The sequence below is a fragment of the Streptomyces gottesmaniae genome, from assembly GCF_031845845.1.
Taxonomy (GTDB): domain Bacteria; phylum Actinomycetota; class Actinomycetes; order Streptomycetales; family Streptomycetaceae; genus Streptomyces; species Streptomyces akebiae.
In genome coordinates this window covers 98,329-124,872 of sequence record NZ_JAVRFJ010000029.1, presented here as the reverse complement: position 1 = coordinate 124,872, position 26,544 = coordinate 98,329, and the positions used below count along the sequence as shown (strand labels likewise).

General features: G+C 72.0%; 24 protein-coding genes. 7 read left to right on the top strand and 17 right to left on the bottom strand.

Features of this window, described 5'->3' with window-relative positions; all coding sequences use genetic code 11:
- Positions 1–32 precede the first annotated feature (32 nt).
- The 9 genes from RM704_RS29405 to RM704_RS29365 form a co-directional block, all read right to left on the bottom strand.
- On the bottom strand, positions 33–1,007 hold the full coding sequence (locus tag RM704_RS29405) for a transketolase family protein (RefSeq protein WP_311591365.1): 975 nt from the start codon (positions 1,005–1,007) through the stop codon (positions 33–35).
- The gene (locus RM704_RS29400) at positions 1,004–1,837 is read right to left on the bottom strand and encodes a thiamine pyrophosphate-binding protein (RefSeq protein ID WP_078937423.1); all 834 of its coding nucleotides are present in this window, start codon (positions 1,835–1,837) and stop codon (positions 1,004–1,006) included. The genes RM704_RS29405 and RM704_RS29400 overlap by 4 nt, the downstream gene beginning before the upstream one ends.
- Positions 1,834–3,822, bottom strand: coding sequence for a M20/M25/M40 family metallo-hydrolase (locus tag RM704_RS29395; protein WP_078937422.1), 1,989 nt, complete (start codon positions 3,820–3,822; stop codon positions 1,834–1,836). Before RM704_RS29395 ends, RM704_RS29400 begins: the two co-directional genes overlap by 4 nt.
- Complete coding sequence (gene argC, locus RM704_RS29390) at positions 3,819–4,907, bottom strand: N-acetyl-gamma-glutamyl-phosphate reductase (RefSeq protein ID WP_311591364.1); 1,089 nt, start codon at positions 4,905–4,907, stop codon at positions 3,819–3,821. The genes RM704_RS29395 and argC overlap by 4 nt, the downstream gene beginning before the upstream one ends.
- A complete protein-coding gene (locus RM704_RS29385; RefSeq protein WP_033531275.1) occupies positions 4,900–6,219 on the bottom strand; it encodes a DegT/DnrJ/EryC1/StrS family aminotransferase in 1,320 nt (439 codons plus the stop codon). The genes argC and RM704_RS29385 overlap by 8 nt, the downstream gene beginning before the upstream one ends.
- The gene (locus tag RM704_RS29380; protein ID WP_033531274.1) at positions 6,216–6,872 is read right to left on the bottom strand and encodes a PLP-dependent aminotransferase family protein; all 657 of its coding nucleotides are present in this window, start codon (positions 6,870–6,872) and stop codon (positions 6,216–6,218) included. Before RM704_RS29380 ends, RM704_RS29385 begins: the two co-directional genes overlap by 4 nt.
- 329 nt (positions 6,873–7,201) lie before the next feature.
- Complete coding sequence (locus RM704_RS29375) at positions 7,202–8,086, bottom strand: RimK family alpha-L-glutamate ligase (RefSeq protein WP_033531273.1); 885 nt, start codon at positions 8,084–8,086, stop codon at positions 7,202–7,204.
- Positions 8,083–8,274: a lysine biosynthesis protein LysW gene (locus tag RM704_RS29370; protein ID WP_033531272.1), complete on the bottom strand. Its 192-nt coding sequence runs from the start codon at positions 8,272–8,274 to the stop codon at positions 8,083–8,085. Before RM704_RS29370 ends, RM704_RS29375 begins: the two co-directional genes overlap by 4 nt.
- 327 nt (positions 8,275–8,601) lie before the next feature.
- On the bottom strand, positions 8,602–8,802 hold the full coding sequence (locus tag RM704_RS29365; RefSeq protein WP_157856798.1) for a hypothetical protein: 201 nt from the start codon (positions 8,800–8,802) through the stop codon (positions 8,602–8,604).
- 86 nt (positions 8,803–8,888) lie between these two features.
- Here RM704_RS29365 and RM704_RS29360 point away from each other — a divergent pair, with 86 nt between their 5' ends.
- On the top strand, positions 8,889–9,905 hold the full coding sequence (locus tag RM704_RS29360; RefSeq protein ID WP_052146460.1) for a LuxR C-terminal-related transcriptional regulator: 1,017 nt from the start codon (positions 8,889–8,891) through the stop codon (positions 9,903–9,905).
- Between the two features lie 30 nt (positions 9,906–9,935).
- On the opposite strand, the gene RM704_RS29355 is transcribed toward RM704_RS29360, so the two are convergent.
- Together RM704_RS29355 and RM704_RS29350 are read right to left on the bottom strand one after the other, a co-directional pair.
- Entirely contained in the window at positions 9,936–11,060 is a 1,125-nt protein-coding gene (locus RM704_RS29355; RefSeq protein ID WP_033531271.1) for an esterase-like activity of phytase family protein, read from the bottom strand.
- Between the two features lie 270 nt (positions 11,061–11,330).
- Positions 11,331–12,227 carry a serine hydrolase gene (locus RM704_RS29350; protein WP_192829816.1) on the bottom strand — a complete coding sequence of 299 codons (897 nt, stop codon included), beginning with the start codon at positions 12,225–12,227 and terminating at the stop codon, positions 11,331–11,333.
- 359 nt (positions 12,228–12,586) lie between these two features.
- Between RM704_RS29350 and RM704_RS29345 the strand changes: the two genes are divergently transcribed.
- Entirely contained in the window at positions 12,587–12,952 is a 366-nt protein-coding gene (locus RM704_RS29345; RefSeq protein ID WP_033531268.1) for a DUF4180 domain-containing protein, read from the top strand.
- Between the two features lie 59 nt (positions 12,953–13,011).
- On the opposite strand, the gene RM704_RS29340 is transcribed toward RM704_RS29345, so the two are convergent.
- Positions 13,012–14,310, bottom strand: coding sequence for a phosphatase PAP2 family protein (locus RM704_RS29340; RefSeq protein WP_033531403.1), 1,299 nt, complete (start codon positions 14,308–14,310; stop codon positions 13,012–13,014).
- A gap of 575 nt (positions 14,311–14,885) precedes the next feature.
- Between RM704_RS29340 and RM704_RS29335 the strand changes: the two genes are divergently transcribed.
- A complete protein-coding gene (locus RM704_RS29335; RefSeq protein WP_052146448.1) occupies positions 14,886–15,689 on the top strand; it encodes an endonuclease I family protein in 804 nt (267 codons plus the stop codon).
- A 364-nt stretch (positions 15,690–16,053) separates the two neighbouring features.
- Positions 16,054–17,490, top strand: a complete 1,437-nt coding sequence (locus RM704_RS29330; RefSeq protein ID WP_033531402.1) for an FG-GAP-like repeat-containing protein — start codon at positions 16,054–16,056, stop codon at positions 17,488–17,490.
- 136 nt (positions 17,491–17,626) lie between these two features.
- Here RM704_RS29330 and RM704_RS29325 read toward each other — a convergent pair whose 3' ends face one another.
- Positions 17,627–19,312 carry a thiamine pyrophosphate-binding protein gene (locus RM704_RS29325; protein WP_033531266.1) on the bottom strand — a complete coding sequence of 562 codons (1,686 nt, stop codon included), beginning with the start codon at positions 19,310–19,312 and terminating at the stop codon, positions 17,627–17,629.
- Positions 19,309–20,310 carry an agmatinase gene (gene speB / locus RM704_RS29320; RefSeq protein WP_033531265.1) on the bottom strand — a complete coding sequence of 334 codons (1,002 nt, stop codon included), beginning with the start codon at positions 20,308–20,310 and terminating at the stop codon, positions 19,309–19,311. The genes RM704_RS29325 and speB overlap by 4 nt, the downstream gene beginning before the upstream one ends.
- A 174-nt stretch (positions 20,311–20,484) precedes the next feature.
- On the opposite strand from speB, the gene RM704_RS29315 reads away from it, so the two are divergent.
- The 3 genes from RM704_RS29315 (at position 20,485) to RM704_RS29305 (ending at position 23,615) form a co-directional block, all read left to right on the top strand.
- The gene (locus tag RM704_RS29315) at positions 20,485–22,095 is read left to right on the top strand and encodes a PucR family transcriptional regulator (RefSeq protein WP_033531264.1); all 1,611 of its coding nucleotides are present in this window, start codon (positions 20,485–20,487) and stop codon (positions 22,093–22,095) included.
- Between the two features lie 115 nt (positions 22,096–22,210).
- Entirely contained in the window at positions 22,211–22,759 is a 549-nt protein-coding gene (locus RM704_RS29310) for an ATP/GTP-binding protein (protein WP_033531263.1), read from the top strand.
- 61 nt (positions 22,760–22,820) lie between these two features.
- On the top strand, positions 22,821–23,615 hold the full coding sequence (locus RM704_RS29305; protein ID WP_033531262.1) for a phosphatase: 795 nt from the start codon (positions 22,821–22,823) through the stop codon (positions 23,613–23,615).
- On the opposite strand, the gene RM704_RS29300 is transcribed toward RM704_RS29305, so the two are convergent.
- The 3 genes from RM704_RS29300 to RM704_RS29290 all read right to left on the bottom strand — a co-directional run bounded on the left by RM704_RS29300 (position 23,602) and on the right by RM704_RS29290 (position 26,475).
- Positions 23,602–24,489: an acyl-CoA thioesterase gene (locus RM704_RS29300; RefSeq protein WP_033531261.1), complete on the bottom strand. Its 888-nt coding sequence runs from the start codon at positions 24,487–24,489 to the stop codon at positions 23,602–23,604. The genes RM704_RS29305 and RM704_RS29300 overlap by 14 nt on opposite strands.
- 35 nt (positions 24,490–24,524) lie before the next feature.
- On the bottom strand, positions 24,525–25,682 hold the full coding sequence (locus tag RM704_RS29295; protein ID WP_033531401.1) for an acyl-CoA dehydrogenase family protein: 1,158 nt from the start codon (positions 25,680–25,682) through the stop codon (positions 24,525–24,527).
- Between the two features lie 193 nt (positions 25,683–25,875).
- Positions 25,876–26,475 (bottom strand): SACE_7040 family transcriptional regulator, encoded by a 600-nt coding sequence (locus tag RM704_RS29290; RefSeq protein ID WP_033531260.1) that lies wholly within the window; start codon positions 26,473–26,475, stop codon positions 25,876–25,878.
- Positions 26,476–26,544: the final 69 nt, after the last annotated feature.

Here is a 26,544-nt window from a genome sequence, read left to right as displayed (position 1 = left end):
GTCGGTGAGGGTGATCGCCTCGGCGGGCGCGGTCAGTCGGCGGCGCGGTCCAGCGCGTCCAGGACGGCGGGCAGGTCCAGGCCCAGCGCGGCCATGACCTCCTCGTGGTCGCCGCCCTGGGAGGGCCAACCGCGGCCGGCGCTCACGGAGGTGACCCGGCACCGCGGCAGCAGCAGCGCGAGCGCCTCCGCGATGCCGCCCTGGCCGCGGTGCTCCTCGACGACCACGAACCGGGAGTGGTGACGGGCGAGTTCGGCGGCGGCGGGCGTCAGGTTCTCGTGGTCCAGTCGGACGAGGTGCGCGTGCGAGGTGCCGGGCACGGCCCGTCGGGCGGCGAGGGCGAGGCGGGTGCCCTCCTCGCCGACGGAGACGAGGCAGACGGCCCCGGGGTCGGCGGCGGTGAACTCCCAGTTCACGAGCGGGAGTTCGACACCGCGCACCGGCAGGGACTCGTACTTCGCGTTGCGTCCCGTGCGGATGTAGTGCGGGCGTCCGGAGCGGACCGCCTCCCGGACCACCGCGCGCATCTCGGCGTCGCCGTAGGGCGCCGCGATGGTCACGCCCGGCACGCTGCGCAGGATCGCCAGGTCCTCCAGGCAGTGGTGGGTGGTCCCGAACCAGGCGCCGGAGACACCGGCGTAGGGCGCGACGACCGTGACACCGGCGGCCAGATAGCCGAGCGTCAGCTTCAGGCTCTCGGCGGCGCGCAGGGCGGCGAACGGGGCGAAGGTGCTGACGAACGGCTTGTGTCCGCCGGCCGCGAGCCCCGCCGCCATGTCGACCATCGCGCCCTCGGCGATCCCGAGGTTGAAGAAACGCTCCGGGTGGGCGGCCTGGAAGGGGTGTCCCTTGCCGCCCAGGTCCGCCTCCAGGCAGACGATCGTGTCGTCGAAGGCGGCGAGCCGGGTCAGCTCGTCCCGGTAGGCGTCGCGGCCGGAGAGGGTCACCGGCCGCTCGTCGGTGTCGGGCATCGGCCGCTCGGGCGCGGTGGTCGCCGTCAGGCTCATCGGATTGCTCGCTTCCACTTGGCGGCGCGCGCCTGGTCGATGGTCACGTAGTGGCAGGCGGCCTTCCCCTCGACGGCTCGTACGCCCTTGCCCTTGACGGTGTCGGCGACGACGGCGAGCGGGCGCCGGGCGATGGTGCGGTCCTCGGCCAGCAGGGCGGTGAGGGCGCCCAGGTCGTGGCCGTCCACCTCGGTGACGTCGAACCCGAACGCGGCGAAGCGCTCGGCGAGCCGGGGCAGCGGGGAGATGTCGGCGACCATGCCGTCGTTCTGGCCGCCGTTGCGGTCGACGACGAGGACGAAGTTGCCGAGCTCCTGTGCGGCGGCGACCTGGCAGGTCTCCCAGACCAGGCCCTCCTGCAACTCGCCGTCCCCGGCGACCGCGATGCCGAGCCCGTCGAGCCCCCGCAGCCGCTGCGAGAGCGCCCAGCCGGCGGCGTACGGGACGCCGTGGCCGAGGCTTCCGGTGGGGAAGCGCACGCCGGGCACCTTGGGACCGGGGTGGCCGGTGTAGGGGTGGCCGGCGAGGCCGTACAGCGGGGCGGGGTTCTCCGGCAGGGCCCCGCTGACGTACAGGGCCGCGTAGAGCCCGGCGGCCGCGTGGCCCTTGCTGAGGACGACCTCGGTGCCGTCGCCGGCGGAGGCCCGGTGCAGGGCGGCGATCAGGATGTCGAGGACGGAGAGGCTGCCGCCGAGGTGGCAGCCGCGCGGGCTCGCCGCCATGTCGACCACCAACCGGCGGGCCTGGACGGCTCGTTCGGCGAGGGTGGCCACCAGGTCGGCCCGGTCGCCGTCGGCGGCCCGGAGTCCTTCGAGTACGGCCGTGGTCATCGCCGGCTCCCCTCGGGCTGGTCGGGCAGGGCGGGCTGGGCGGGCAGCGCGAACCACCGGTGGACCGCGTCGGCGAGCAGGGTGCGGGCGGTGCGGTACTCCATGGGGTCGATGCGTTCCTCGTCGGTGTGGTCCAGGGAGGAGTCGCCGGGGCCGTACGCCACCATCGGGACGTCGTGCCAGGTGGTGGCCAGCGTGTTCATGTCGGACGTGCCCTTCTTCACCACGAAGCGGGGCCTGATCCCGGCCTGTGCGAAGGCCCGGGTGAAGACCTTCACCAGTGCGCCGGCGCGGCCTCCGGCGTGCCCGGGGGTGGCCCGCAGCACCTCCACGCGGACGTCGTCGGCGGCGTGACCCAGCGCGGCGGCCGTGAGCGCCTCCACGTCGGCCTTGGGCGGCACCCGGAAGTTGAGGATCCCGATGGCGGTGGAGCGCTCGCGCCCGCTCTCCACGCGGACGTCGATGACCGCGCTGAGCGCGTCCGGCGCCTCGGCGAGCACCGACGCCCGGATCCGGCCGAGGACGTCGATCAGGTGGTCCGGCGCGGACACGGCGTCCATCCCGGCGGAGTGGCCGCTGGCCACGGATGCCGTGATCCGGAGCTTGAACAGCCCGAAGTAGCCGAGGGTCAGGGTGCCCGAGCCGCTGGGCTCGCCGATGACGACGGCGTCGGCCGGGTACCGGTCGCGGACGTGGAAGGCGCCCTTGGAGGAGGAGATCTCCTCCTCCACCGCGCCGACCACGCGCAGCTGGGCGTCCTCGGGGATGTCCGCGTGGGCGAGCACCTCCAGGAAGTTCGCCAGGCTGCCCTTGGCGTCGACACTGCCCCGCGCCCACAGTTCGCCGTCGCGCCACTCGGCCGGCCAGTGGTGCGGGACCGTGTCGAGGTGGCCGAGGAGCAGCAGCCGCCGGGGGCCGTCGCCCCGGGTGGCGACGAGGTTGCCGACCTCGTCCACGTGGGCGTCGATGCCGCGCTCCCGGCACCACTCGGCCAGGTAGGAGGCGAGTTCGGCCTCGTCCCGCGACACCGACGGCACACAGGCGACGCGGGTGAGCAGCCCGAGGTCGGCCGCCGGTTCCTTCGTACGCCAGAACCGGGTCCAGCCGGACGGTACGCCCATCGTGTGCGGGCCGGTGATGGCGACGTCGGCGCCGCTGTCCGCCATGGCGATCTCGGCGGCCCGCACCTTCTGCCGCATCCTGCCGCCCGCGTACTTCGCGCCCTCGCCCGGATAGGCGTCGTACAGCGTGGAGTCGGGGACGGCCGGGTCGGTCAGCAGTCCGGCGGTGCCGGTGACCAGCCGCAGGTGGTCGGCGCCGAGCGCGCCGGTCAGGACGGCGGCGAGCACGTCGGCGTCCACGTTCAGCGGGGCGCCGCCCGCCGGGTCGGCGACCGGCGGCGACAGACAGACGACGTCGTACGCCTCCAGCAGCGCGGTCAGACCGTCGACGTCGACGGCCGTCGGCACGCCGGCCCGGTGGTCGCGCACGACCAGGGTCCGGCCCGCGCCGGACACCGCCTTGAGGGGCCGGTTGGCCCGGCCGCTCACGAGCCCGCCGCGCGCGGCGACGGAGGTGAACACGCTGAGCCCGAGCGCGCGCAGTTCCCGCTCCACGGCCGGCAGTGTCACCCGCTCGTACGCGTCGACGAGGTGCGTCATCTCCTCCGGCGGGCAGTACCGCACCACGTCCCCGTTGGCCAGCCGCAGGTGCGGCATCGGCCGGTCGATCGCCGCGTAGTGCCGTTCGATCCCGGTGGCCCCACCGGCCACGAGCAGCACCCGGGCACCCCGGGCCACCAGATCGGCGAGCTCCTTGTGGATGGTGCCGCGATCGAGAGTGGCGCTGCCGGCCTTGACGACGTAGAGGGGCCCGGTGGGACGGCGGGCGGGGACGGAGGGGGACGCGGACCGCGTGTCGGGGGCGGCGGCCGGGGCCGGAGTGGTTCCTGCTGTCGTCACCGGTCGTTCCAGCTGGGTCGTCATGGGGACACCGCCGTGGTCGGCAGGCCGGAGGTCTCGTCGAAACCGTGCATCAGGTTCATCACCTGGACGGCCTGGCCCGCCGCGCCCTTGATCAGGTTGTCCAGGGCGGCGACGGCGACGACCTGCCCGCCCTGGACGGCGATGGCGACCTCGGCGACGTTCGAGCCGACGACCGCCTTCAGCATCGGGAAGTCCTGCGGGGCCTTCGGTGCCGGGCGGACCCGGACGAACGGCTTGCCGACGTACGCCTTGGCGTAGGCCCGCTTGACGTCCAACGAGGTGACGCCGTCGCGGAGTTCGGCGTACGCGGTGACGAGGATGCCCCGGGCCACGTCCAGGCTGTGCGTGGAGAAACGGAGGTCCACGGCCGCTCCGGTGAAGTCGGCGATGGCCTGCCGGACCTCGGGCGCGTGCCGGTGCCCGTACAGCTTGTGCACCCGGAAGTTCCCGCTGCGCTCGGCGGGCGGCTCGTTGCCGCCCCGGCCGCCGCCGGTCGAGCCGGTCTTGGCGTCGACGACGACCCGGTCGGTGGCCAGCGGCTCGGCGCCGGCGAAGAGCGGGTACAGGGCGTAGATCGTGGTGACGGCCATGCAGCCGGGCAGGTTCACGAACCGCCCCTCCGGCACGTCGCCGCTCAACTCCGGTACGTAGTAGGCGAAGTCCTCCAGCGGCGGGTGTTCGGCCGTCTTCGGGTAGTGCGCCCGTACCTCGTCCTCGGCTCGCAGCCGGAAGTCGCCGCCCAGGTTCAGCACCCGCTTGGCGTGCGCCGCGATCAGCGGCAGCCGCTCGGGCAGCGCTCCGGTGGGCAGGCAGCCGAAGGCCACGTCGACGGGGTCGGTCAGCGCCAGCTCGGCCAGCGGCCGGAACCTCAGCCCGCCCGCCTTCGGATGGTTGCGCAGCCAGGGGTGCACGCTGCCGATGGCGGCACCGGCGGCCCGCTCGGCGGACAGGAAGGCGAGTTCGACGTTGGGGTGTTCGAGGAGCAGCCGGATGACCTCGCCCCCGGTGTATCCGCTGGCGCCGACGACGGCGACGCGGATCTTCTGGTCGGTGGTGCCGGTGCCGGTGTTCCCGATGTCAGCCAAGGCGGGCCGCCTTCTCGTACGGCCGCACGTAGTCGCGCTCCTGGACCAGCTTGCGGATGGCGTCGGGGCGGCGGGCGACCTTGCGGAAGGCGTCGGCGTAGCGCAGGATCCGCTCGTACTCGACCGGGGAGCGCAGCTCGCGGCAGAGGACGAGGGTCGAGTCGAGCATGCCGAGGGTGACGGGGAAGTCCTCCGGCCGGTGGTCGCGCACGGCGCCGGGGTTGAGGCTGAAGGGGTAGCCGTTCCCGAACCCGTCCCGGTGCCGGAAGGGCAGGTGGCAGGGGATCGGCGTGTTCTGCCACTCCCGCGCCGGCACACCCTCCGCGACCAGCAGCTCGTGCACGGCCTCCTTGACGGCGTGCACCGGCAGGTCGTCGAGGCCGACGGCTCCGGGGTGCAGGGTGAGGCGGTACATGTTGTAGGCGTGGACGTGCCCGTCCGGCACGTGCGGCGGCGTGAACAGTCCCGTCTCGCGCAGGGCGTCCCCGAGCAGCGCCGCGTTGCGGGCGCGGATCTCGTCGTAGTACGGCAGGCGCTTGAGCTGGCTGCTGCCGAAGGCGGCGGCGACCCAGGACATGCGGTAGTCGATGCCGTGCCGGGCGAGATAGGAGACGGCCCGCTGGTACGACTCCTCCTCGGCGAAGAAGGCGATGCCGCCCTCCCCGCCCAACGGGAAGTTCTTGTCGGCCATCAGGCTCTGCCCGGCCGCGTCCCCGAGGGAGCCCGCGACGCGGTCGCCGATCTTCGCCGAGTGGGCGTGGGAGGCGTCCTCGACGAGGGCGATTCCGTGCCGGTCGGCGAGGGCGCGCAACGCGGGGACGTCGGCGGGCAGCCCGTGGACGTGTACGGGCATGAGCGCCCGGGTCCGCTCGGTGATCGCGGCGGCCGCGGCGCCCGGGTCCATGCAGTAGGTGACCGGGTCGATGTCGACGAACACGGGCACGGCGTGGGCCGCGACGACGGCCTGCGCGGTGGCGATGAAGGTGAACGCCGGCACGATGACCTCGTCGCCTGGCCGCACCCCGGCGCCGACGAGCGCCATGTGCAGGCTGGAGGTACCACTGGCCGTGGGCAGCGCGAACCCGGCGCCCACATAGGCCCGGTAGGCCTCGGCGAAGTCGGCGACGACCTTCTCGGGCGCCTGCCGCTGGGCGAGCATCAGGTTGAACACGTCTTCCTTGGTGATGACGGGGAAGAGCGTGCGGCGGAGCGCCTTGGGGATGATCTCGGCGCCGCCCAGGGCGGCGAGTTCGTCGTCGAGTTCCGCCGGGTCGGGCAGCGGCAGCGGCGAGTTGGGGAAGTCGGTGATCATGACTGGTTCGCTCCGGAGGTCGCGGCGAGGCGGGGCTGTGCCGTCTGGGGCTGTGCCGCCTGGGTCAGGGCCATCCGCACACAGGCGGCGACCAGCGGACTGAGCCGGTAGTTGAACTGCACGCCGGGGACGAGGTCGGCGTCCGCCTCCTCCTGCGTCCACATCGTGCGCAGGTCGTAGGCGCCGAAGATCTTCAGCCGCTCGGCGCGGGCCCAGAGCTTCGGGTCGTCGGTGAGCACGGCGGCGGCCGGACCGAAGCCGAGACCGGTCAGGTCGACGACCAGCGCCGGCGCGGTGGCCCCCGCGGCCAGCTCGCCGAGCCGGTCGGCGTTGGCCGGGTCCAGCGCCAGGTAGTCGTACGCGGCGGGCTCGTCGTACGACGTCACGCGCACGCCCAGCCAGGCCAGGAACGCGGCGGTCTCCGCGTCCGGCTCCGCCAGGGCGACGCTGTCCCCGTGACCGATCCCCTGACCGGCCAGCGCGGCGTGGATCGCCCCTGTCCGGCTGTTGAGCAGCACGGCTTTGCTCCGCCGTGTCTTCTTCGTCAACAGCCTTTCCAGACCGGGCAGTTCCCGGTCGCTCTTCTCGATACTCATCACCACGCCCGAGGTCAGAACCCGGGTGAGCACGGTGGCGGTGTCGAACAGTTCCATAAGGTGTTGGGCCTCTCTGATCCGCTTGCGTGAAGTGGGGGTGGGAGTGGGGTGGGGTGCGGTGGGGGGCGCCTGGGAGCTCGGTGGGTGCGGTCCGTCGGCGGGTGCGGGTCCGACGGGGCTTCTCGCGCAGTCCCCCGCGCCCCTGAAAGGCCAGGCCCTGCGGGCCTGAAAAGCACGGGGCGCAGCCCCTGCTTTTCAGGGGCGCGGGGAACTGCGCGAGCAACCCCACCGAACCCGCGGCCGACCACCGACCGCGGGGTCGAAGGGGCGCAGCCCCTGGGGATGGGACGGGTAGGGGCGGCGGGGGCGAGAAAAGAACCGGCGCTCTACACGCCCATGCCGGCCGGCGACGCCACCTGCTCGGCCACGTACGCCGCGTACAACCCCGCCACATCCACCCCGTGCTCCGCCGACGACTTGGCGAACTCCGGGTTGGCGTTGACCTCGAGCACCAGCAGTTCCCCGGCGGCCCGGTCCTCCACCAGGTCCACCCCGTAGAACCCGGGTCCCAGCACATCGACCACCTGCTGGCACAGCTTGTCGATCTCGGCGGTCACCTCGACCCGCTGAACACGGGCCCCCAGATGCGTGTTGGTCCGCCAGTCCTCCGACACCCGCTGGATCGCCACCACGGGCGTCCGCCCCACCACCACGACCCGCAGATCGTGTCCGGGCTTGTCGACGTACTCCTGGACGACCACGGGGAACAGCTTCCCGCCCGCGTCCGCGGACTCCCGGCCTCCGGCCCACGCCTCGACACACTCGGCGTTGGCCATTTTGGTGACGCCCCGCCCCCATGAGCCGCTCACCGGTTTGACGACGGCTGGCATGCCCAACTCGGCTACGGCGGAACGTACTTGGTCGTAGCTGAAGGCGTGCCGGGTGACCGGGTGCGGAATGCCGTGGCGGGCGAACAGCAGCGACTGCAGCCCCTTGTCGTTGCAGGCCTCGATGACGGAGGACCGGTTGAGGGTGGTCACCCCGGCGTACTCCAGCCGCCGGGAGACGCTGACGGCGTCCCGGTGGGACAGGTTGCGGATCACGGCGAGAGCGGGCGGGCCGCCGTCGGTGCGGCCCGCCACGACCTCCGCCAGATCCTCCATCAGCAACGGCCGGGCCGTCAGCCCCTCGGCCCGCAGCGCCCCGAGGAGCAGCTTCTCCTCGGGTCGCAGCATCGTCACCGAGAGCAGGACCTGATCGGCGGTCGTCACTCGCCCCAGTCCTCTTCCACCTCGGGGGCGAGGTCGAGCCGTACGCCGGCGGCGGCGGACTTCTCGACCACCTCGTGCTCCTGGCCGCAGGCCGTGCACTCGGTGATCTCCCCCTTCTCCCAGTCCTCCTGGACCTCGAATTCGGTGTCGCACACCATGCACTTCGGTGCGGCAATGGCGGTGGTCATTTCCTTGGGACTCCCTTGTTCGTGCAATGTGAAACCGACTGCCGGAACCCATGAACCGGACCTGTGAACCGGCAGCCGGAATTCACCGGACATCGAATGGACCTCGAATGGGACCTCGACCCGGCCGGACGGCTCTGCCGTCAACCGCTTTCTTTGCTAACTCACACAGTCAGCAGGTCACTTGGCGCCCCGTCAGTGGCGGACGGAGGGCGGCGACACCATGCGGACGCTGTGTGAGCGACTGATGAGCGCTGTGCGATCGCCACGCGCGCCTTAGGCGCGGTTTGCGTGCGCTTTACGCGCGTTGAGCGGACCGGTGCGCTCGGCTCAGGGCCAGCCGGGGTCGCCCGGCGCGTTGGACGCCTGGGCGCCTGCGACCGTGGTGCGTTCGGCCGTCTCGGCAGTGATGGAAAGGGTCAGCACCGCGGCGGCGACAAACGCGAGCGCCCCGGCCATTCTGCGCATGTACTTCATTTCCAGTACCCCCCAGAAGAATTCTCGGACTCGCGGCTCTTCGCCGGTGTCCACACGAAGAGCATGCCCTGGGCGGCCGGTTGCCGGAAGCGATTGAAGGGGTCATGATCGTGCACTGCAGGATTCTGAAGGGGGATGGCATGTGCGGTGAGTCGGACATACCCGGTGGCGACGACTCCTCAGCGGAGGTGTGCGGGGCGGGCATCGAGTTCTATCGCACCGCGCTGCTGGCGGGAAGGGCCCCGCGCGCGGACGCGCCGGGCTGTGTGAGCGCCTTCGGCCTCGTGGCCCCGGCGGTGGACGACCCGGAGGCGATGGTGCCGATCCCGCCGTCGGTGGCGACGGCGGCGCTGGCGCACCCGATGGAGCGGCTGATCCTGGAACAGCAGCAGGCCCTGGCGGCCGTACGGGCCTCGATGTCGCAGGCGGAGAGCGTCTACCGCACCGCCCGCCGCAAGGAGAGCGAGTCGTCCCAGCGGCTCACGCCCGCGCCGGCGATCACCGCCGCGCTGGACGAGGCGATCCGCGGCACGAGGATCGAACTGCTGACCGCGCACCCGGGCGGCAGGCGCCCCGAGGAGGTCCTGGTCAAGGCCCTGCCGCGGACGCTGGAGGCGCACCGCAAGGGCGTCAAGCAGCGCACGCTCTACCAGCACACCGTCCGCGCCCACGGCCCGACCCTCGACTACATCAAGCAGGTCACCGACCTGGGCGTCGAAGTACGCACGGTGGACGAGGTGTTCGACCGGATGATCATCTGCGACCGGTCCGTCGCGTTCATCCCCGACATGGGCAAGGACCACGGCACCCACGCCCTCAAGGTCACCGACCCGGGCGTCGTGCACTTCCTGGTCTCCGCCTTCGAGTACGCCTGGGAGCGGGCGCGGCCGGTCGTCTACGAGCACGACCAGCAGCGCCCCGCTCTCCTGACCGACGAGACGCGGCTGCATGTGCTGCGCCTCATGGTCGACGGCTACACCGACGCCGCCATCGCCAGCCGGCTGGGCATCAGTCCCCGTACGGTCGCCAGCCACCTCAAGAAGGTCGGCGACCTGCTCGGCAGCAACAGCCGTGCCCAGCTCGCCTATCTCACGGCCAGGAGCGGCTTGCTGGAGGACGTGACGGCGGCCGACTGCGGCTGCGAGAAGCAGGGTTGACCGCGCGGGCCACCCGCGTCCGGCCCTGGCTCAGGCGACTCGGACGCGGAGGGAGTAGAGGCGGGTCGTCTGGACGGCGTTCTGGTTGTCGTCGCTGACCAGCAGCACCTCCAGCCGGCCCCCGGGCCGCCCGGCCCCGGTGACGGTCATGCCCTCGATGTTGTCGAGCAGCGGGTTGGGCTGGGGCTGCTTGGCCGTGGCACCGAGGGAGGGGCAGTTCACGAGGTCGGCGAGGAGCGTCTTGCGGACGAGCCGGACGCCGTCGCCATGACGGGTGCCGTCACCGATGCCATGACCGGTGCCGTCGCCGATGCCGTGCCCGGTGCCGTCGCCGGCGCGGTCGCCGTCCTGGCCGGTGAGGACGGCGACGCCGCCGGTGTCGGTCGCGCGACGCGTGTCGGCGGCGTAGAGGCGGACCGTGTTGCCCACCCCGGCGGTGAATCCGCGCTCCAGGACGAGCAGCCGCCCGCCCGGGAGACCGGCCACCTCGACGACGCCGAGGCCGGTGTCCGCGCGGTAGCCGTACTGGGCGGAGAGCCTGAAGTCCCCGGCGCCGCCGTGCCGTTGCCAGGTCTGGAAACGGACCACCCCGGCGGTGTCCCCGGCGAGGGTGCCCTCCATCGAGGCGAGCAGGGTGCGTCCGCCGGGCAGCAGGGTGAGCCCTTCGAAGGTCTGGTTGGCGACCGCCCGGCCGGCCGGGGCGACCTTCAGCGCGTCCGGCACGGGCAGGCTGCCCAGGATCCGCCCCCGCCGGTCGTGGCGCCGTACGGTCGGCTCGGTCTCGGAGGTGATGAGCCGGGTGCCGTCCCGGTCGACCGCGAGCGCCTCGGAGTCGAGCGCGGCACCGGTCTCCGTGGCGAGCGGGAGGACGCCCTCGGGCGCCCGTGTGCGGCGGTCCAGGGTGAAGAGGGCGGACCGGTCGGAGACGGCGAGGAGCGAGCCGTCACGGTCGACGGCGAGGCCGGAGAGGTTCCCGACGAAGGTGTCCGCGTAGGTCGTCTTGTCGAGGGCGTCGGAGTAGCCCTCGATCGACACGGACGACGAACAGGCGTGGCCGCGCGGCGTATCGGCCTGGACGGGCCCGGCGGCGGCGAGAGTGGCGGCGGCCACCGCCAGGCCTGCGGAGAGGGTCGCGACGAGGCTTCTGAGAGGCATGGCGTCACGGTAGGACGACGTCGGTGAGCCGCGGATGGCCTCGCCGTGAATGTCCGGATGACATCGGGAGCGTGCGCCTCATGGCTCGGGAGTGGGGGTTGTTGGCGGGTGCGGGTCCGGTGGGGGCTGGTCGCGCAGTTCCCCACGCCCCTGAGCAGGGGCTGCGCCCCGTGCTTTTCGGCCCGAAAGGCCGGAGGCCTTTCAGGGGCGCGGGGAACTGCGCGAGAAGTCCAACGCACCGGCACCCGCCAACGAACCCGCACCCCCGAGCTACTGGGCGCCCCCCGCCTCCGGGACCGGAACCGTCGCCTCCTGCGGCCGGTCGGTGGGCACGTACCGCTGCACGCCCGCCGTGCCCGAGGAGCTCTTCGGAGCGGGCACGAGATCCTTGTGGATGACCTTGGCGACACCCTGGATGGTGTTCACCCCGTACTGCATGTCGGGGTTGCCGTGGGTGAGGACGGTGATCGTGTAGTCCCGTCCGCCGCCCTTGAACGTGCCGACGCTGTGCACCCGCCAGCCGTGCGTGGCGCGGGACAGCCACCCGTTCTTGACGTGCACCTTCACGGTGGAGGGCGCCCCGGCCGGGGTGCCCCAGCGCTGCGAGGAGACGACCTTGTTCATCAGCTTGAGGACGTACGCGCGCGCGTTGTCGCTCAGGACGGTGTTCTTCGCGGTGAGCAGCGCGAGCAGCCGCTGCTCGTCCCGGACGGTGATCTGGGTGAGGCCCCAGTAGTTGTTCGCGCCCGGCTTGGTCTGCGTCATCTTGGCGGCCGTGAGGAACGCCTTGATCTTCTTGACGCCGAGCTGCTTCCACAGGGTGCTGGTGGAGGCGTTGTCCGACTTGGTGATCATGGCGGTGGCGAGCTTGGTCTCACGGTCGGTGAGATACCTGTTCGTCTTCTTGGCGTCGTACAGCAGCGCGGCGAGCACGGTCACCTTCACGACGCTGGCCGAGTCGAAGGCGGTGTCCCCGCGCAGCGTGCAGGTGGTGCCGGTCACCCGGTCGTACAGGCCGACCGCCACCGTCCCCTTCCGCTTCGCCAGCGCCGTCGTGATGTCCTTCTGCAGCTTCTCGGCCAGCCCGGCCTGCTTGGACGTACAACTGACCTGCGGCGCGGCGACCGCGGCCGGCGCGAACGCCGCGGCCGCCGACGTGAGGACCATTCCGGCCCCGATCCCCGCAGCGACCACACGCGCCCGTCTGGACGCCGGCGACACCCGGGATACCCCCGATATCCGGTGAGTCATCAAACCTGTCCCATCCCTTGAGCGACTGGAACCCGCCTCTGACGGATTCACCACAGTCGACTCGTGAGGACGATCGATAGTTGTACGTGAGTTCCCTTCGTCACGGGACGGGGTGGGTCGGCAGCTGGGGAACGACAGCTCGCTGAGCCGGGCCGAGCGGCATCCCGGCCCGCGGTTGCGTGAGCAGCTCGAGAAGGCGGGCGAGCAGTTGCTCGCCGCGCCCACCCGGGTCCCCAAGCACTGGCAGGCCGCCGGCGAGGCAGTAGCCTCCCCCCATGACCGCCACCCTGCAGACGATCCACGACGTGCCCGTGCTGGTGTGTGCCGCCGAGGGCGGGGTGATCGGGGGTGAGAGCGACGCGCTGGACCTCATCGGGGACGCCGGGTACCAGGGCGCCGCGTGGGTCGCCGTTCCCGTCGAGCGGTTCGACGAGCGGTTCTTCCGGCTGAGCACCCGCGTCGCGGGCGACGTCATCCAGAAGTTCGTGCAGTACCGCGTCGGTCTCGCCGTCGTCGGTGACATCTCCCCGTACACGGCCGACAGTTCGGCCCTGCGCGACTTCGTCCGGGAGTGCAACCGCAACCGTCAGACGTGGTTCCTGGCCGATGTCGACGAGCTGCGGGAGCGGCTCAGGGGCTGAGCCCGCCCACTCAGCGACCGAGCCACCCGCTCAGAGGCCGAGCCACCCCCGCACCCGGCTCACACCAGCTCGGGGTGGCGTTCGGCCCGCCGCTCCGGCTGCCGCGTCGACGCGGCCTTCGGCGCCCAGCGTCTGTCGACCCGTACGTAGCCGTATACGACCGATGCCATGACCAGGAGGAGAAGCGGCCCGTACGCCCACGGGTGTCGGGCCATTTCCACCGGCAGAAAGCGATAGGCCAGCAGAAGCCCCACGAATACCGTCGCGCCATGGACGACCAGTGCGATTCCCGCCCTGTCCCAGCCACGGTCGAACGTCCGCAGCGCCGCCTCGATCGTGATGGTGAACACGACACCGGCGATGAGATCCACGCCGTAGTGATATCCGAATCCCAGTGTCGCGGTGAGCGTGGCGAGCAGCCAGAAGGTTCCCGCGTACCGCAGAATGCGCGGCCCACGGCGGGAGTGGATGAAAATCGCGGTGGCCCATGCCGTATGGAGGCTGGGCATGCAATTGCGTGGGGTGATCTCGTCGTACGCCATCGGGTGCGGGGCGGTGAGCGGTGGTGGCGTGTCGGGCCAGATGTCGGCCAGTGCCCAGTGCTCACCGCCGGTGCCGAAGGCGCCTGTGCCGTAGGCGAAGACCGGTCCGACCACGGGGAAGATCATGTAGATGCTCGGCCCGAGGAGGCCGATCATCAGGAAGGTGCGCACCAGGTGGTGGCGCGGGAAGCGGCGCTCGGCCGCCACGTGCCGCAGTTGGTAGAGCGTCACGACGACCGCCGCCACCGCGAGCTGGATGTAGACCCAGTCGAGCAGATGGGTGCCGACGGGGCCGGTGGCCCTGACCATCCGGCCCACCAGCCACGAGGGGTTGCCCAGGGCGTGGTCGGCGGTCGCGAGGTACGGGTCGAGCACCGTGGGCCGGGTCTTGGACGTGATCAGCAGCCAGGCGTCACCCGTCTTGCGGCCGGCCACCAGCAGCAGGCCGAGCCCGACGCCTTTCAGCAGGAGCGCCCGTTCGCGGCCGGTGCGACGGGTGACGGCGACGACCGCGCAGCCGAGGATCACCCACAGCGCGCCGTTGCCGAACATCATTCTGGCGTCGAGAAGCCATCGGACCAGGAAGAAGACGATATCGATTCCGATGGCGGCACCGGCCGCGATGAACCGTTCTCGCCAGGTGAGCACCACCATCGTCAACGCCATGCTGGCATAGAGCAACGGCCCCGATTTCGGGGCGAGTATCACCTCGCTCGCCTGGTTGGTGATCGGCCCCGGCAGGCCGTATCCCCGTGCGGCGATCTCCAGCGCGAGAATGAATCCGACGGCCGCGACGCTCACCCCGGCCCACAGAATCGTCCTCGGTTGACGCCACTTGACGGACGAGAACGTGCTTCGTATTCGCGGGAGCGCCCGCGAGATCAGGGATATCAATTATCCGGCCGTCGTCTCGTTCGATCGGCCGGGTCTCTTATTGGTGAGCAACATGGCTTTCCGGTGTGGGGGTGAACGGGTGGACGGACGGCGGGTGGACGGGCGGACGGCGGGACAGACGGACGGCGGGGTACCACGGGCGGGCGGACAGACCGACAGGCCGGACCACGCCAGGCGTGATCGCTGTAAGGAAGACGGCTCATCCCCCGTCGAGGTTGCTCTGCACCCGACAACTACGCAAGACCTCCCACCCACCCAGCACGGCTGAATCCGCACGTCAATGAGGGTCTCCCCTTGAATCGAGGCAGGTGAAGGGGAGTTGAGGCACAAGGGTTGCGCCATTGGCCGAATCGTCACCAGATCGCCTTCCGGCCGTAACACGTGGACTGACCCGTCCATGCCAATCTCTCGGTTACCCACACAGTCAACCCGCGTAGAACGAGGCTCCCCGAAGCAACTCCTCGTCCTGCGCGGCCCTCTGGGAAGGGACACCCCTCATGCCTGCTGCGCGGATACGCAGTTGGAAGTCGGTCGCTCTCGCGACGTCGGCCGTGCTCGTCGGTATCGTCCTCCCGGCGGCCACCGCCACCCCCGCCTCGGCGACGACGACCGCGTACGACAACACGTACTACGCGAGCGCGATCGGCAAGACCGGTACCGCCCTGAAGTCCTCGCTGCACTCGATCATCGACGGTCACACGACCATCTCGTACTCGGCGGTCTGGAACGCGCTGAAGGTCACCGACCAGGACCCCAACAACACCAACAACGTGAAGCTGCTCTACAGCGGCATCTCCCGCAGCAAGTCCCTCAACGGCGGCAACTCCGGCAACTGGAACCGCGAGCACGTGTGGGCCCAGTCGCACGGCGACTTCGGTACCTCCGCCGGTCCCGGCACCGACCTGCACCACCTCCGCCCCGAGGACGTCACGGTCAACGCCATCCGCGGCAACCTCGACTTCGACAACGGCGGCAGCAGCTTCACCAACAGCGGCGGCAGCCTCTACGACTCGAACTCCTTCGAGCCCCGGGACGCGGTCAAGGGCGACGTGGCCCGCATGATCCTCTACATGACCGTCCGGTACGAGGGCGACGACGGCTGGCCCAACCTGGAGCCCAACGACTCCGTCAACAACGGCGGCACCCGCTACCACGGCCGCCTGTCCGTACTGAAGGCCTGGAACGACGAGGACCCGCCGGACTCCTTCGAGGAGCGCCGCAACGACCTCATCTACAGCAACTACCAGGGCAACCGGAACCCGTTCATCGACCACCCGGAGTGGGTCGAGGCGATCTGGTAGCCCCACCCGAGCACGGTGAGCCCCCGGTCCGGTACGGGCCGGGGGTCCGCCGTTCCCACCGCCGCACCTTTGCTTCCGCCTGTGTGCACGCACAGCCGACTGCCCAGCCACACCACAGTGCGCGCCCGGGCCCCGGCAGCACCACCCGGAGACCCTTGGCCGCCCTCGCGTCCAGGGGCCCCGGCAGTTACGCACCCATGACATTCGGACGTACAACCGGCGAACCCCCGATCGAGTCGGACTACATGGACGCGGTGCTTCCGCCCCGCCGAAACCCCCCGACCCGAAAGGGACGTGCATGTCACGAGCACGAGCACGAGCAACAGCACGACGCAGCACCCGTACCGCGCGCGTGAGCGCCCCCTTGGCCGCGGTGGTCCTGCTGACCGGAGGGCTGACCGCCCTGTCGCTCGGCCCGGCCTCGGCGGCTCCCGCGGCGGTGGGCGTGGCGGACGACTTCAACGGCGACGGATACGCCGACCTGGTCGTGGGCGCCCCGAACGCCACGGTGTCCTCGCAGGCCAAGGCGGGCTATGTGGCCGTCCTGTACGGCTCGAAGAGCGGGGTCTCCCCCACGAACAAGAAGCTGATCAGCCGGTCGACGAGCGGTGTGCCCGGCTCCGCCACCGCGAACCAGCGCTTCGGCTCGACGTTCACCAAGGGCGACCTGGACCGTGACGGCTACGGCGACCTGGTGATCGCGGGCGGCACGGCGGGTTCGGTGATCGTCTGGGGCTCGTCGTCCGGGCTGACCGGCGGTACGAGCATCGCCCAGTACGGCGCGGCCCCGCAGGCGGGCGACTTCGACGGCGACGGCAAGACCGACCTCGCGCTGTTCTCCGCGCAGTCCGTCGGCGGCGACGACCCCGAGGGCGCGCCGGCGGCCCTGTGGAAGGGCCCGGTCTCCCGCGCGGGCAAGCCCGCCGCGGTCCTCCCCCTCCTCGACAAGTCCCTGTGGTGGGGCTGGTACGAGGACGACGCGTCGTGCGACACCGGCGGCGGCTGCGAGAACGGCCCGGCCTCCATCACCGGCCCGGTCGTCTCCGGCCAGGTCGGCGACGTCAACGGCGACGGCCGGGACGACATCGTCCAGTGGCACTACACGGGCGACGGCACCTGGGGCAACCGCCTGCTCCTGGGCGGCGCCTCGGGCTTCACCCGCGGGTACGCACCCGGGGACGACACGAGCCGCGACCCGGCCGGCACCGGCGTCGGCGACGTGAACGGTGACGGCTACGACGACGTGGTCGTGGGCGCGGAGGGCTGGTCCGACCAGGTCCGCGTGGCCTACGGCTCGCCCACCGGCACGTCCGAGGAGAACGTCCAGACCTTCGACCAGAGCCTGCCCGGCTTCCCCGGCGCGCAGGAGGAGGGCGACCTGGTCGGCTCTGCGGTCTCTGTCGCGGACGTCACCGGCGACGGTTACGCCGACATCGCCCTCGGCATCGCGTACGAGGACGTCGACGGCATCGTGAACACCGGCTCGGTCGCCCTCGTCCCCGGCACCGCCTCCGGTGTCACGGGTTCCGGCACCAAGGTCTTCCACCAGAACACCGCCGGGGTCCCCGGGGTCGCCGAGGCGGACGACAAGTTCGGTACCACCACGGCCCTGCTGGACCTCAACGGCAACGGTCACCCCGACCTCGCCGTGGGCGCCCCCGCCGAGAACAGCGACAACGGAGCCGTCTGGGTCCTCCCCGGCACCGCCACCGGCCCGACCACCACGTCGGCCCTGGCCTTCGGCCCCGGGGACGTGGCGGGCCCGGTCACGGACGCGATGTTCGGCGCGGCTCTGCGCTGACACCGCTCGCGGCGCGCGTGCCCGGCGGTACCGGGTACGCGCGGCGCGTCACGTCCGCGGGCGCCGGTCGGGCCGTGTGGCGCAGGTCAGGGCGTGTGCGCAGGTCAGGCCGTAAGGCGTCAGGTGACGTGCGTCATCACAAGTGCGTCGGCGCGAACATCCGCAGCGCCGTCGGCAGGACGACCACCGAAGGGCCCGGCGTGGCAAGGGACTTGGTCAGGTCGGCCGCGAGGGTGTCGGGGGTCGTCCGGGTGGCCGGGACGCCGAAGGACTCGGCCAGGGCCACGAAGTCCGGGCGGGTCAGTTCCGTGCCGGTCGTCTCGCCGAACGCGTCGGTCATGTACTCGCGCAGGATGCCGTAGCCGCCGTCGTCGACGATCAGCCAGGTGACGTCGAGGTCGTACTGCCGGGCCGTGGCCAGTTCCGCGATCGAGTACAGCGCGCCGCCGTCGCCGGAGACGGCCAGCACCGGCTGGGTCGGGTCGGCCGCCGCCGCGCCGAGGGCCGCCGGGAACGCGTAGCCGAGGCCGCCGGAACCCTGCGCGGAGTGCATGGTGTTGGGGTGCCTGGGGTCGAACGCCGACCAGGCCCAGTACGCCAGGATCGTCATGTCCCAGAAGGAGGGAGCGCGGGCCGGCAGGGCCCGTCGGACGGACGCCAACAGGTCCTGTTCGAGGGTGAGTTCCTGTCCGTCGATCCGCTCACGCACCCGTGCGAGCACGTCCCGCACCCGCTCCGGCGCCGTCGCGTCCTCCCGGGTCCCCTCGATCGTCTCCAGCAGCGCCGTCAGCGCCAGCCGGGCGTCCGCGTGGATGCCCAGCGCGGGGTGGTTGGACTCCAGCTTCCCGAGGTCCGCCTCGATCTGGATGATCCGGCCCCGGGGCTTGAACGTGTGGTAGTTCGAGGAGAGTTCACCGAGGCCCGAGCCGACCACCAGCAGGACGTCCGCGTCCTCCAGGAAGTCCGTCGTGTGACGGTCCTCCAGCCAGGACCGCAGCGACAGCGGATGCGTCCACGGGAAGGCGCCCTTCCCCCCGTAGGTCGTCACGACCGGCGCCGACAGCCGCTCCGCCAGCATCCGCAGCTTGCCGGAGGCGTCCGCCCGTACCACCCCGCCGCCCGCGATGATCGCCGGACGGGCCGCCGTCGACAGCAGGTGGGCGGCCAGCGCGGTCAGTTCGGGGCGCGGGGGCAGCTCCTCGGGGAAGGCGTCGCCGCCCGTCACCACCGGGATCCGCGTCTCGGCGAGCAGCACGTCCTGCGGGATCTCCACCCACACCGGGCCGTGCGGGGCCGACAGCGCCGACTTCCAGGCCGCCTCGACCGCGGACGGGATCTGGGACTGGGTGCGGACGGTGTGCACGGACTTCACCACACCCCGGAACGAGGCCGCCTGGTCCGGCAGTTCGTGGAGGTAGCCGTGGCGCCCGCCGCCCAGGCCCGGGGTCGGGATCTGGCTGCTGATGGCGAGGACCGGGGCGGAGGCCGCCGCCGCCTCCTGCAGCGCCGCCAGTGACGTCAGCGCGCCCGGCCCGGTGGACAGCAGCAGCGGCGCCGCCTCCCCCGTGATCCGGCCGTACGCGTCCGCCGCGAACCCCGCGTTGTTCTCCACCCGCAGGCCGAGGTACCGCAGGTCGGAGCGGCGCAGCGCGTCGAACAGGCCGAGCGCGTGCTGGCCGGGGAGCCCGAAGACCGTCGTCGCGCCGAGCCCGGCCAGCGTCTCCACGACCAGGTCCCCGCCGGTGCGGCCGGGGGGAGGGTTCAGCGCGGCCTCCGTCTGGGCGGCCGTCGGGCGGAGTACCAGGTCGTGGTCGTGGGTCACTTGCCTTCGTTCTCCTCACGGGTTGCGGCGATCTGCCGGGACATGATCGTGGTGAGTTCGTACGCCGTGTGCGAGGCGGCCACCGCGGTGATCTCGGCGTGATCGTACGCGGGCGCCACCTCGACGACGTCGGCGGAGACCAGGTTGCAGGAGGCCAGGCCGCGCAGGATCTCCAGGAGCTCCCGCGAGGTCATGCCGCCCGCCTCCGGCGTGCCCGTGCCCGGCGCGTGGGCGGGGTCGAGGCAGTCGATGTCGATGGAGATGTAGAGGGGACGGTCCCCGATCCGCTGGCGCAGCTGGTCGGCGATCTCGTCCACACCGCGCCGCATCACGTCCGCCGACGTGACGATCCCGAAGCCCATCTTCTCGTCGTCGGTGAGGTCCTGCTTGCCGTACAGCGGCCCGCGCGTGCCCACGTGGGAGAGGGCGGACGTGTCCAGGATCCCCTCCTCGACCGCCCGCCGGAACGGGGTGCCGTGCGTGTACTCGGCGCCGAAGTACGTGTCCCAGGTGTCCAGGTGCGCGTCGAAGTGGAGCAGCGCCACCGGGCCGTGCTTCTTGGCGACCGACCGCAGCAGCGGGAGCGCGATGGTGTGGTCGCCGCCGAGGGTCATCAGCCGGGCCCCCGTCCCGAGCAGCTCGTCCGCCGCCGCCTCGACCGTCTCCACCGCCTCGTTGATGTTGAACGGATTTGCGGCGATGTCACCGGCGTCCGCGACCTGGGCGAGGGCGAACGGGGAGGCGTCCTGGGCCGGGTTGTAGGGGCGCAGCAGCCGGGACGCCTCGCGGATCGCGTTGCCGCCGAAGCGGGCGCCCGGCCGGTAGGAGACACCCGAGTCGAACGGCACTCCCACGACCGCGACGTCCGCCCGGCCCACCTCGTCCAGGCGCGGCAGCCGGGCGTAGGTCGCGGGTCCGGCGTAGCGCGGGACCCGGGAGGAGTCGACGGGGCCGCGGGGCGGGGCGACGGGGCCGCGGGGCGTCTCGGGGTCGCTCATGGGGTTCTGCCTTCTCTCGTACATCTCGCCGCGGGTGTGCCGTGCCGCGTATGTCCCACTCGGTACGACTCTGCCACCGGGCCGGTGGCGGCACCGACACTAGGTGGCCGGCGAGCGGCTGCGAAGTGTACGTTTCATCCATTCGTGCCGCTCTGGATGTAAGGAACGCACACCGTGCCGGACCCGGCCGCCCCCACCGCCCCCGCTGTCCCGCCCACTCCGCCGGTGCCCCTGTCGGCACTGCTGGCCCACGGCGGTCTGGGTCTGCGGCAGATCGCCGGCCCGGTGGACGCGGGGACGGAGATCCACGGGGCCCACGCCTCGGAGATGCCGGACCCGTACCCGTACCTGCTCGGCGGTGAGCTGCTGCTGACGGCCGGCGTCCACATCCCGGAGGCGGCCGGCTCGGGCACCGACATCGACGGCTGCCTCGACGGCTACCTCGACGACTACGTCTCGCGCATCGTGGCGGCGGGCGGCGCGGCCCTCGGCTTCGGCGTCGCCCCGGTCCACGACAGCGTCCCGGGGGCCCTGGTCGCCGCCTGCGACGCCCACGGCCTGCCGCTCGTCGAGGTTCCGCCCGGGACCACCTTCTCCGGCGTCGCCCGCGCCGTCTGGCAGCTGATGGCCCGGGCCCGCCACGCCGAACTCCGCCGCGTGACAGAGGCCCAGCAGGCCCTGGCGGCGGCCGTGTCCCGACCGGACCCGGTCCACGCGGTCCTGCGGCAGCTGGCCCGGCGCGTCTCGGGCCGAGCGGTCCTGTACGGCCCGGAGGGCACGGAACTGGCGGCGGCGGGGCGCGAGCCCGGTGCTGCGATCGACCAAGACCTGGCAGCGCTGACCACAGTGGTCCGCCCCGGCCTTGCCAGGGGCGCGGGGAACTGCGCGACCGGCCCCCACGCACCCGCAGCCGCCGACGCACCCCCGTCCCCCACTCCCTCCCCGCGTACCCCACTGCCCATCTCCGCCACAGACACGATCAACGGCACCTACTTCACCGCCTACGCCCTCACCCCCACCCACCCCGCTTTCACCCTCGGCATCGCCAGTGCCCGCCGCACCCCCGGCGACCAGACCATCGCCTCGGTCGCCGCCGCGCTCCTCTCCCTCCTCACCGGCGAACGCCGGATGGGCACCGGCGCGGCTCGCACCTCGGCCCTGGTCCGACTTCTGCTCGGCGCCGAACCGCAGGAGGCCGCGCCCCTCCTGGGCCCAGGCACCCACTGGCACGTCGTCCACGCCCGTCTCACCGACGGCGCCCCTCGGCCGGAGGCCCTCGCCGCGGCCGCGCTCGGCGCCGCCCTCGGCTCGCCCCTGGTCGACGCCCACGGCGACGTCGTACGCGTCCTCGTCCCCGCCGACCGCGAGATCCCCGAGCAGCCCGGCTGGACGTGCGGGGTGAGCGCCCCCGCCGAGCCGCACGCGTGGCCCGCCGCCGACGTACAGGCGGCCCGCGCGCTGGCCCGCGCCAGGGCCACCCGGACGGCGCTGGTCCGGCACGGGCTCCCGACGACGCTGGCCCAACTCGTGCCGCCGGAGGACGCGACCGCCCACGCCCAGGCCCTGCTGGCCCCGGTCACCGCCGCCCCCGGCGCCGCCGCGCTCACCGAGACCCTGCGCACCTGGCTGTCCCTGCACGGCAGTTGGGACCGCACGGCCGTCGCCCTGTCCGTCCATCGCAACACGGTTCGCCAACGCGTCGGCCGCTGCGCCGCGTTGCTGGACGCGGATCTCGACGACCCGGACGTCCGCATGGAGTTGTGGTTCGCACTGCGGCAGGACTGACCGACGAACACCTCTGGGGCCGCGCTCCGGGCCCCTCCTGCGGGACCCTGGTGCCGCGGCAGGCGACCTTCGCCCCGCCGGGAACGTCGCCTGCCGCGGCAATAGCCTTGGTCGCATGCGCAGATACGTGCTCACCGGCACCCCGGGGGCGGGCAAGACGACCATCCTGCGGGGCCTCGCCGCGCTCGGACACACGGTGATCGAGGAGGCGGCCACCGAGGTGATCGCCCGGGCGCAGTCGCGCGGTGAGGACGAGCCGTGGACCCGGGAGTGGTTCATCGACGAGATCGTCCAGTTGCAGAGACAGCGGCAGTTGGCGGCCCCGCCCGCCGACGACGTCCAGTTGTATGACCGTTCGCCGCTGTGCACGCTCGCGCTCGCCACCTACCAAGGGCGCTCGCCGTCCCCGGCACTGACAACGGAGGTCGAACGGGTCACCAGCCAAGCCGTCTACCAGCGGCAGGTGTTCTTCGTCCGCAACCTGGGTTTCTGTGAGCCCACCGCCGCACGCCGCATCAGTTTCCGGCAGTCGCTGGAGTTCGAGCGGATCCACGAGGAAACCTACCGCGCGTTCGGTCACGAACTCGTCGAGGTGCCCGCCGGTGACCTCGCCGGGCGGAGTGACGCGATCGACGCGGTCGTCTGCGGGCGCCGGGCGGAGTGACGCAGGTCGCAGCGGGCGGGACGCCCGCGACTCCCGCAGTTGTCTGCCTCACAATGGACGCATGCCGATACCCGGGACCCCCAGCCGCGCCGAGCTCGTCGAACACCTCGTACGGACGCGTATCGCGGGCGACGTCGCCACGCCGCGCGAGAACAACCTCTCCCACTACCGCGAACTGGCCAACGGCAACCGCCACTACTGGCTCGGCCTGGAGCTCGGGGACCGCTGGAACGACGAGCAGGACGTGCTGGCCGTGATGGCGGAGCGCGTCGGGGTGAACGACGACCCGGGGTACCGCTACGGCCAGGACACCATCGACCCGGATCTGACGGTCGACGCGCTGGAGCGCATGGCGGCCCGGCTGCGCAAGGCGGCGGAAGGCGGGCAGCGCGTCCTGTTCGCCACCGGGCACCCCGGCGGGCTGCTCCAGGTCCACCACGAGACCGCGCGGGCGCTGCGCGCGGCCGGCTGCGAGATCGTCGTCATCCCGGACGGGCTGCAGACGGAGGAGGGGTACGTCATGCAGTTCGCGGACGTGGCCGTCCTCGAACACGGCGCCACGCTCTGGCACACCCACTCCCCCGAGCCGATGCGCGCCATCCTGCGGGGTCTGGAGGGCGCCGGCCGTCCGCTGCCCGACCTGGTCGTCGCCGACCACGGCTGGGCGGGCTGCGCCGGCCAGCTCGGCATCGACTCCGTCGGGTACGCGGACTCCAACGACCCGGCCCTCTTCCTCGGCGAGTCCGAGGGCACCCTCCAGGTCGTGGTGCCCCTGGACGACCACGTGGTCAGCCCGCGCCACTACGACCCGATGTCGGCGTATCTGCTGGAGCAGGCGGGGCTCAGCGGGGAGTAGCCCCGGGTTGCCTCGGTACGCGCACCACGCCCTCCTGGATGACGGAGATGGCGAGGCGGCCGTCCTGGGTGTAGATCCGGCCCTGGCCGAGGCCCCGGCCGGCCGCCGCCGACGGTGACTCCTGGTCGTACAGGAGCCATTCGTCGGCGCGGAAGGGCCGGTGGAACCACATGGCGTGGTCGAGGGAGGCCCCGACGACGTCCCCGACGGCCCAGCCGCCGCGTCCGTGCGCGAGCAGGATGGAGTCGAGGAGCGTCATGTCGGAGACGTAGGTGGCGAGGACGACGTGCAGCAGGGGGTCGTCGTCGAGCTTGCCGTTGGCGCGGAACCAGACCTGGGAGCGGGGTTCGCGGGGCTCGCCGTAGCGGCCGTAGGGCGGGTCGTCGACGTAGCGCAGGTCGACGGCGGCGCGGGCCTCCAGCATCTTCTCCACGACGGCCGGGTCGAGGTCGTAGGCCGGGAGGCGTTCCTCGGCGGTGGGCAGGGTCTCGGGGTCGGGCGCGGCGGGCATCGGGGCCTGGTGGTCGAGGCCGTCCTCGTAGCGCTGGAAGGACGCCGAGAGGGCGAAGATCGGCTGGCCGTGCTGGACGGCGACGACGCGGCGCGCGGTGAAGGAGCGGCCGTCGTTCATGCGCTCCACGGTGTAGACGATGGGCGCGCCGGCGTCGCCGATGCGCAGGAAGTACGCGTGGAGCGAGTGCGGGAGCCGGTCGGCGGGGACGGTCCGCCCGGCGGCGACGAGCGCCTGGGCCGCGACCTGCCCGCCGAAGACCCGGGGGACGATGGCGGGCCGGGACTGGCCGCGGAAGATGTTCTCCTCGATCTGCTCCAGGTCGAGCAGATCGAGGAGAGACTGAAATGCGGGCTGACTCATGAGGTCAGTTGTACTGTGCAGCGGTTTCCGGTGCCTTACAGACCCATGTCCTTGGCGATGATCGTCTTCATGATCTCGCTGGTGCCGCCGTAGATGCGGTTGACGCGGTTGTCCGCGTACAGCCGGGCGATGGGGTACTCGTTCATGAAGCCGTAGCCGCCGTGCAGCTGGAGGCAGCGGTCGATGACGCGGTGGGCGACCTCGGTGGTGAACAGCTTGGCGGAGGCGGCCTCGGCGGCGGTCAGCTCGCCCGCGTCCAGCGCCTCGGTGGCGCGGTCCACGACGGCCTCGGCGGCGTCGACCTCGGCCTGGCAGGCGGCCAGCTCGAACTTGGTGTTCTGGAAGGCGGCCACCGGCTGACCGAAGACGGTGCGCTCCTTGACGTAGTCCTTGGCGAACCGGATGGCCGCCTTGGCCTGCGCGTAGGCGCCGTAGGCGATGCCCCAGCGCTCGGAGGCGAGGTTGTGGCCGAGGTAGTAGAAGCCCTTGTTCTCCTCGCCGAGGAGGTCCTCGACGGGCACCTTGACGTCGACGAACGCCAGCTCGGCGGTGTCGGAGGTCTTCAGGCCGAGCTTGTCGAGCTTGCGGCCGACCGAGTAGCCCTCGGCCTTGGTGTCCACGACGAAGAGGGAGATGCCGTGGCGGCGGTCCTCCTTGGTCGGGGCGGCGGTGCGGGCGCAGACGATCATGCGGTCGGCGTGGACGCCGCCGGTGATGAAGGTCTTGGCGCCGTTGAGGACGTAGTGCGTGCCGTCCTCGGAGAGCTTGGCGGTGGTGCGCATGCCCGCGAGGTCGGAGCCGGTGCCCGGCTCGGTCATCGCGATGGCCCACATCTCCTCGCCGGAGACGAACTTCGGCAGGAAGCGCTTCTTCTGCTCGTCGGTGGCGAGCAGCTTGATGTAGGGCAGGCCGAGCAGCACGTGCACGCCGGAGCCGCCGAAGGTGATGCCCGCGCGGGCGGTCTCCTCGTACAGGACGGCCTCGAACTTGTAGGAGTCGATGCCGGCGCCGCCGTACTCCTCGTCGACGCGGATGCCGAAGACACCGAGCTCGGCGAGCTTGTAGTAGAACTCGCGCGGCGCCTGGCCCGCGGCGAGCCACTCGTCGTACACCGGCACGACCTCGGCCTCGATGAAGGCACGGAGGGTCTCCCGGAACGCCTCGTGATCCTCGTTGAACACCGTACGGCGCACCGCCGCCACCCTTCTTGCGCCTGGACCGGCGCCGCTCTCGCGTACCTGGTTGCTCGCCGTCGGGGTTCCTCGGCCGATGGTCGCGGTCCATCGGCAGACGGTCGCGGCCCGCCGGACACGGCTAAGCGCTTGCTCAGACAACCGTACCGGCGGGTAGCGAAGCCCGTCCAGACCCCTCCCTCCGTAACGCTCGTCACTCCTGCGCGGCAGCCGCCCCGAACGCCCCCCGCGCCATCCGGTGCAGGAGTGCCGCGGTGGCCGTCCGGCCGGGGAGGGGGCCCGGGCGGCCGAGGTGCGGCGTGGAGTTCAGCAGGCCGAAGACCGAGTGCACGGCGGAGCGGGCGGCGGGCTCCGTCAGGCCCGGGTGGACCTCGCGCAGCACCTGCACCCACAGCTCGACGTACTGGCGCTGGAGCTGGCGGACGAGCTTGCGGTCGCTGTCGCGGAGGCGGTCCAGCTCGCGGTCGTGCAGGGTGATCAGGGGGCGGTCGTCCAGGGCGAAGTCGATGTGCCCCTCGATGAGCGAGTCGAGGACATCCTCGGCGGGCCCCCCGTCGGCCTCCGCCAGCCGCCGCTTGGCGCCCGTCAGGAGCTGCCCGCTGATGCCGACCAGCAGCTCGGCGAGCATCGCGTCCTTGCCGGCGAAGTGCCGGTAGAGACCGGGGCCGCTGATACCCACGGCGGCGCCTATCTCGTCGACACCGACGCCGTGGAAGCCGCGCTCGGCGAAGAGCCGCGCGGCCTCCTTGAGGATCTGCTCGCGACGGGTGGGGGCGTCGGTTCTGGTGGTCATGCGAGCAATTCTAGACAGGGACGTTAGCGGTCGTTAACCTGAGGGAAATGCGTTAACGCTCATTAACTA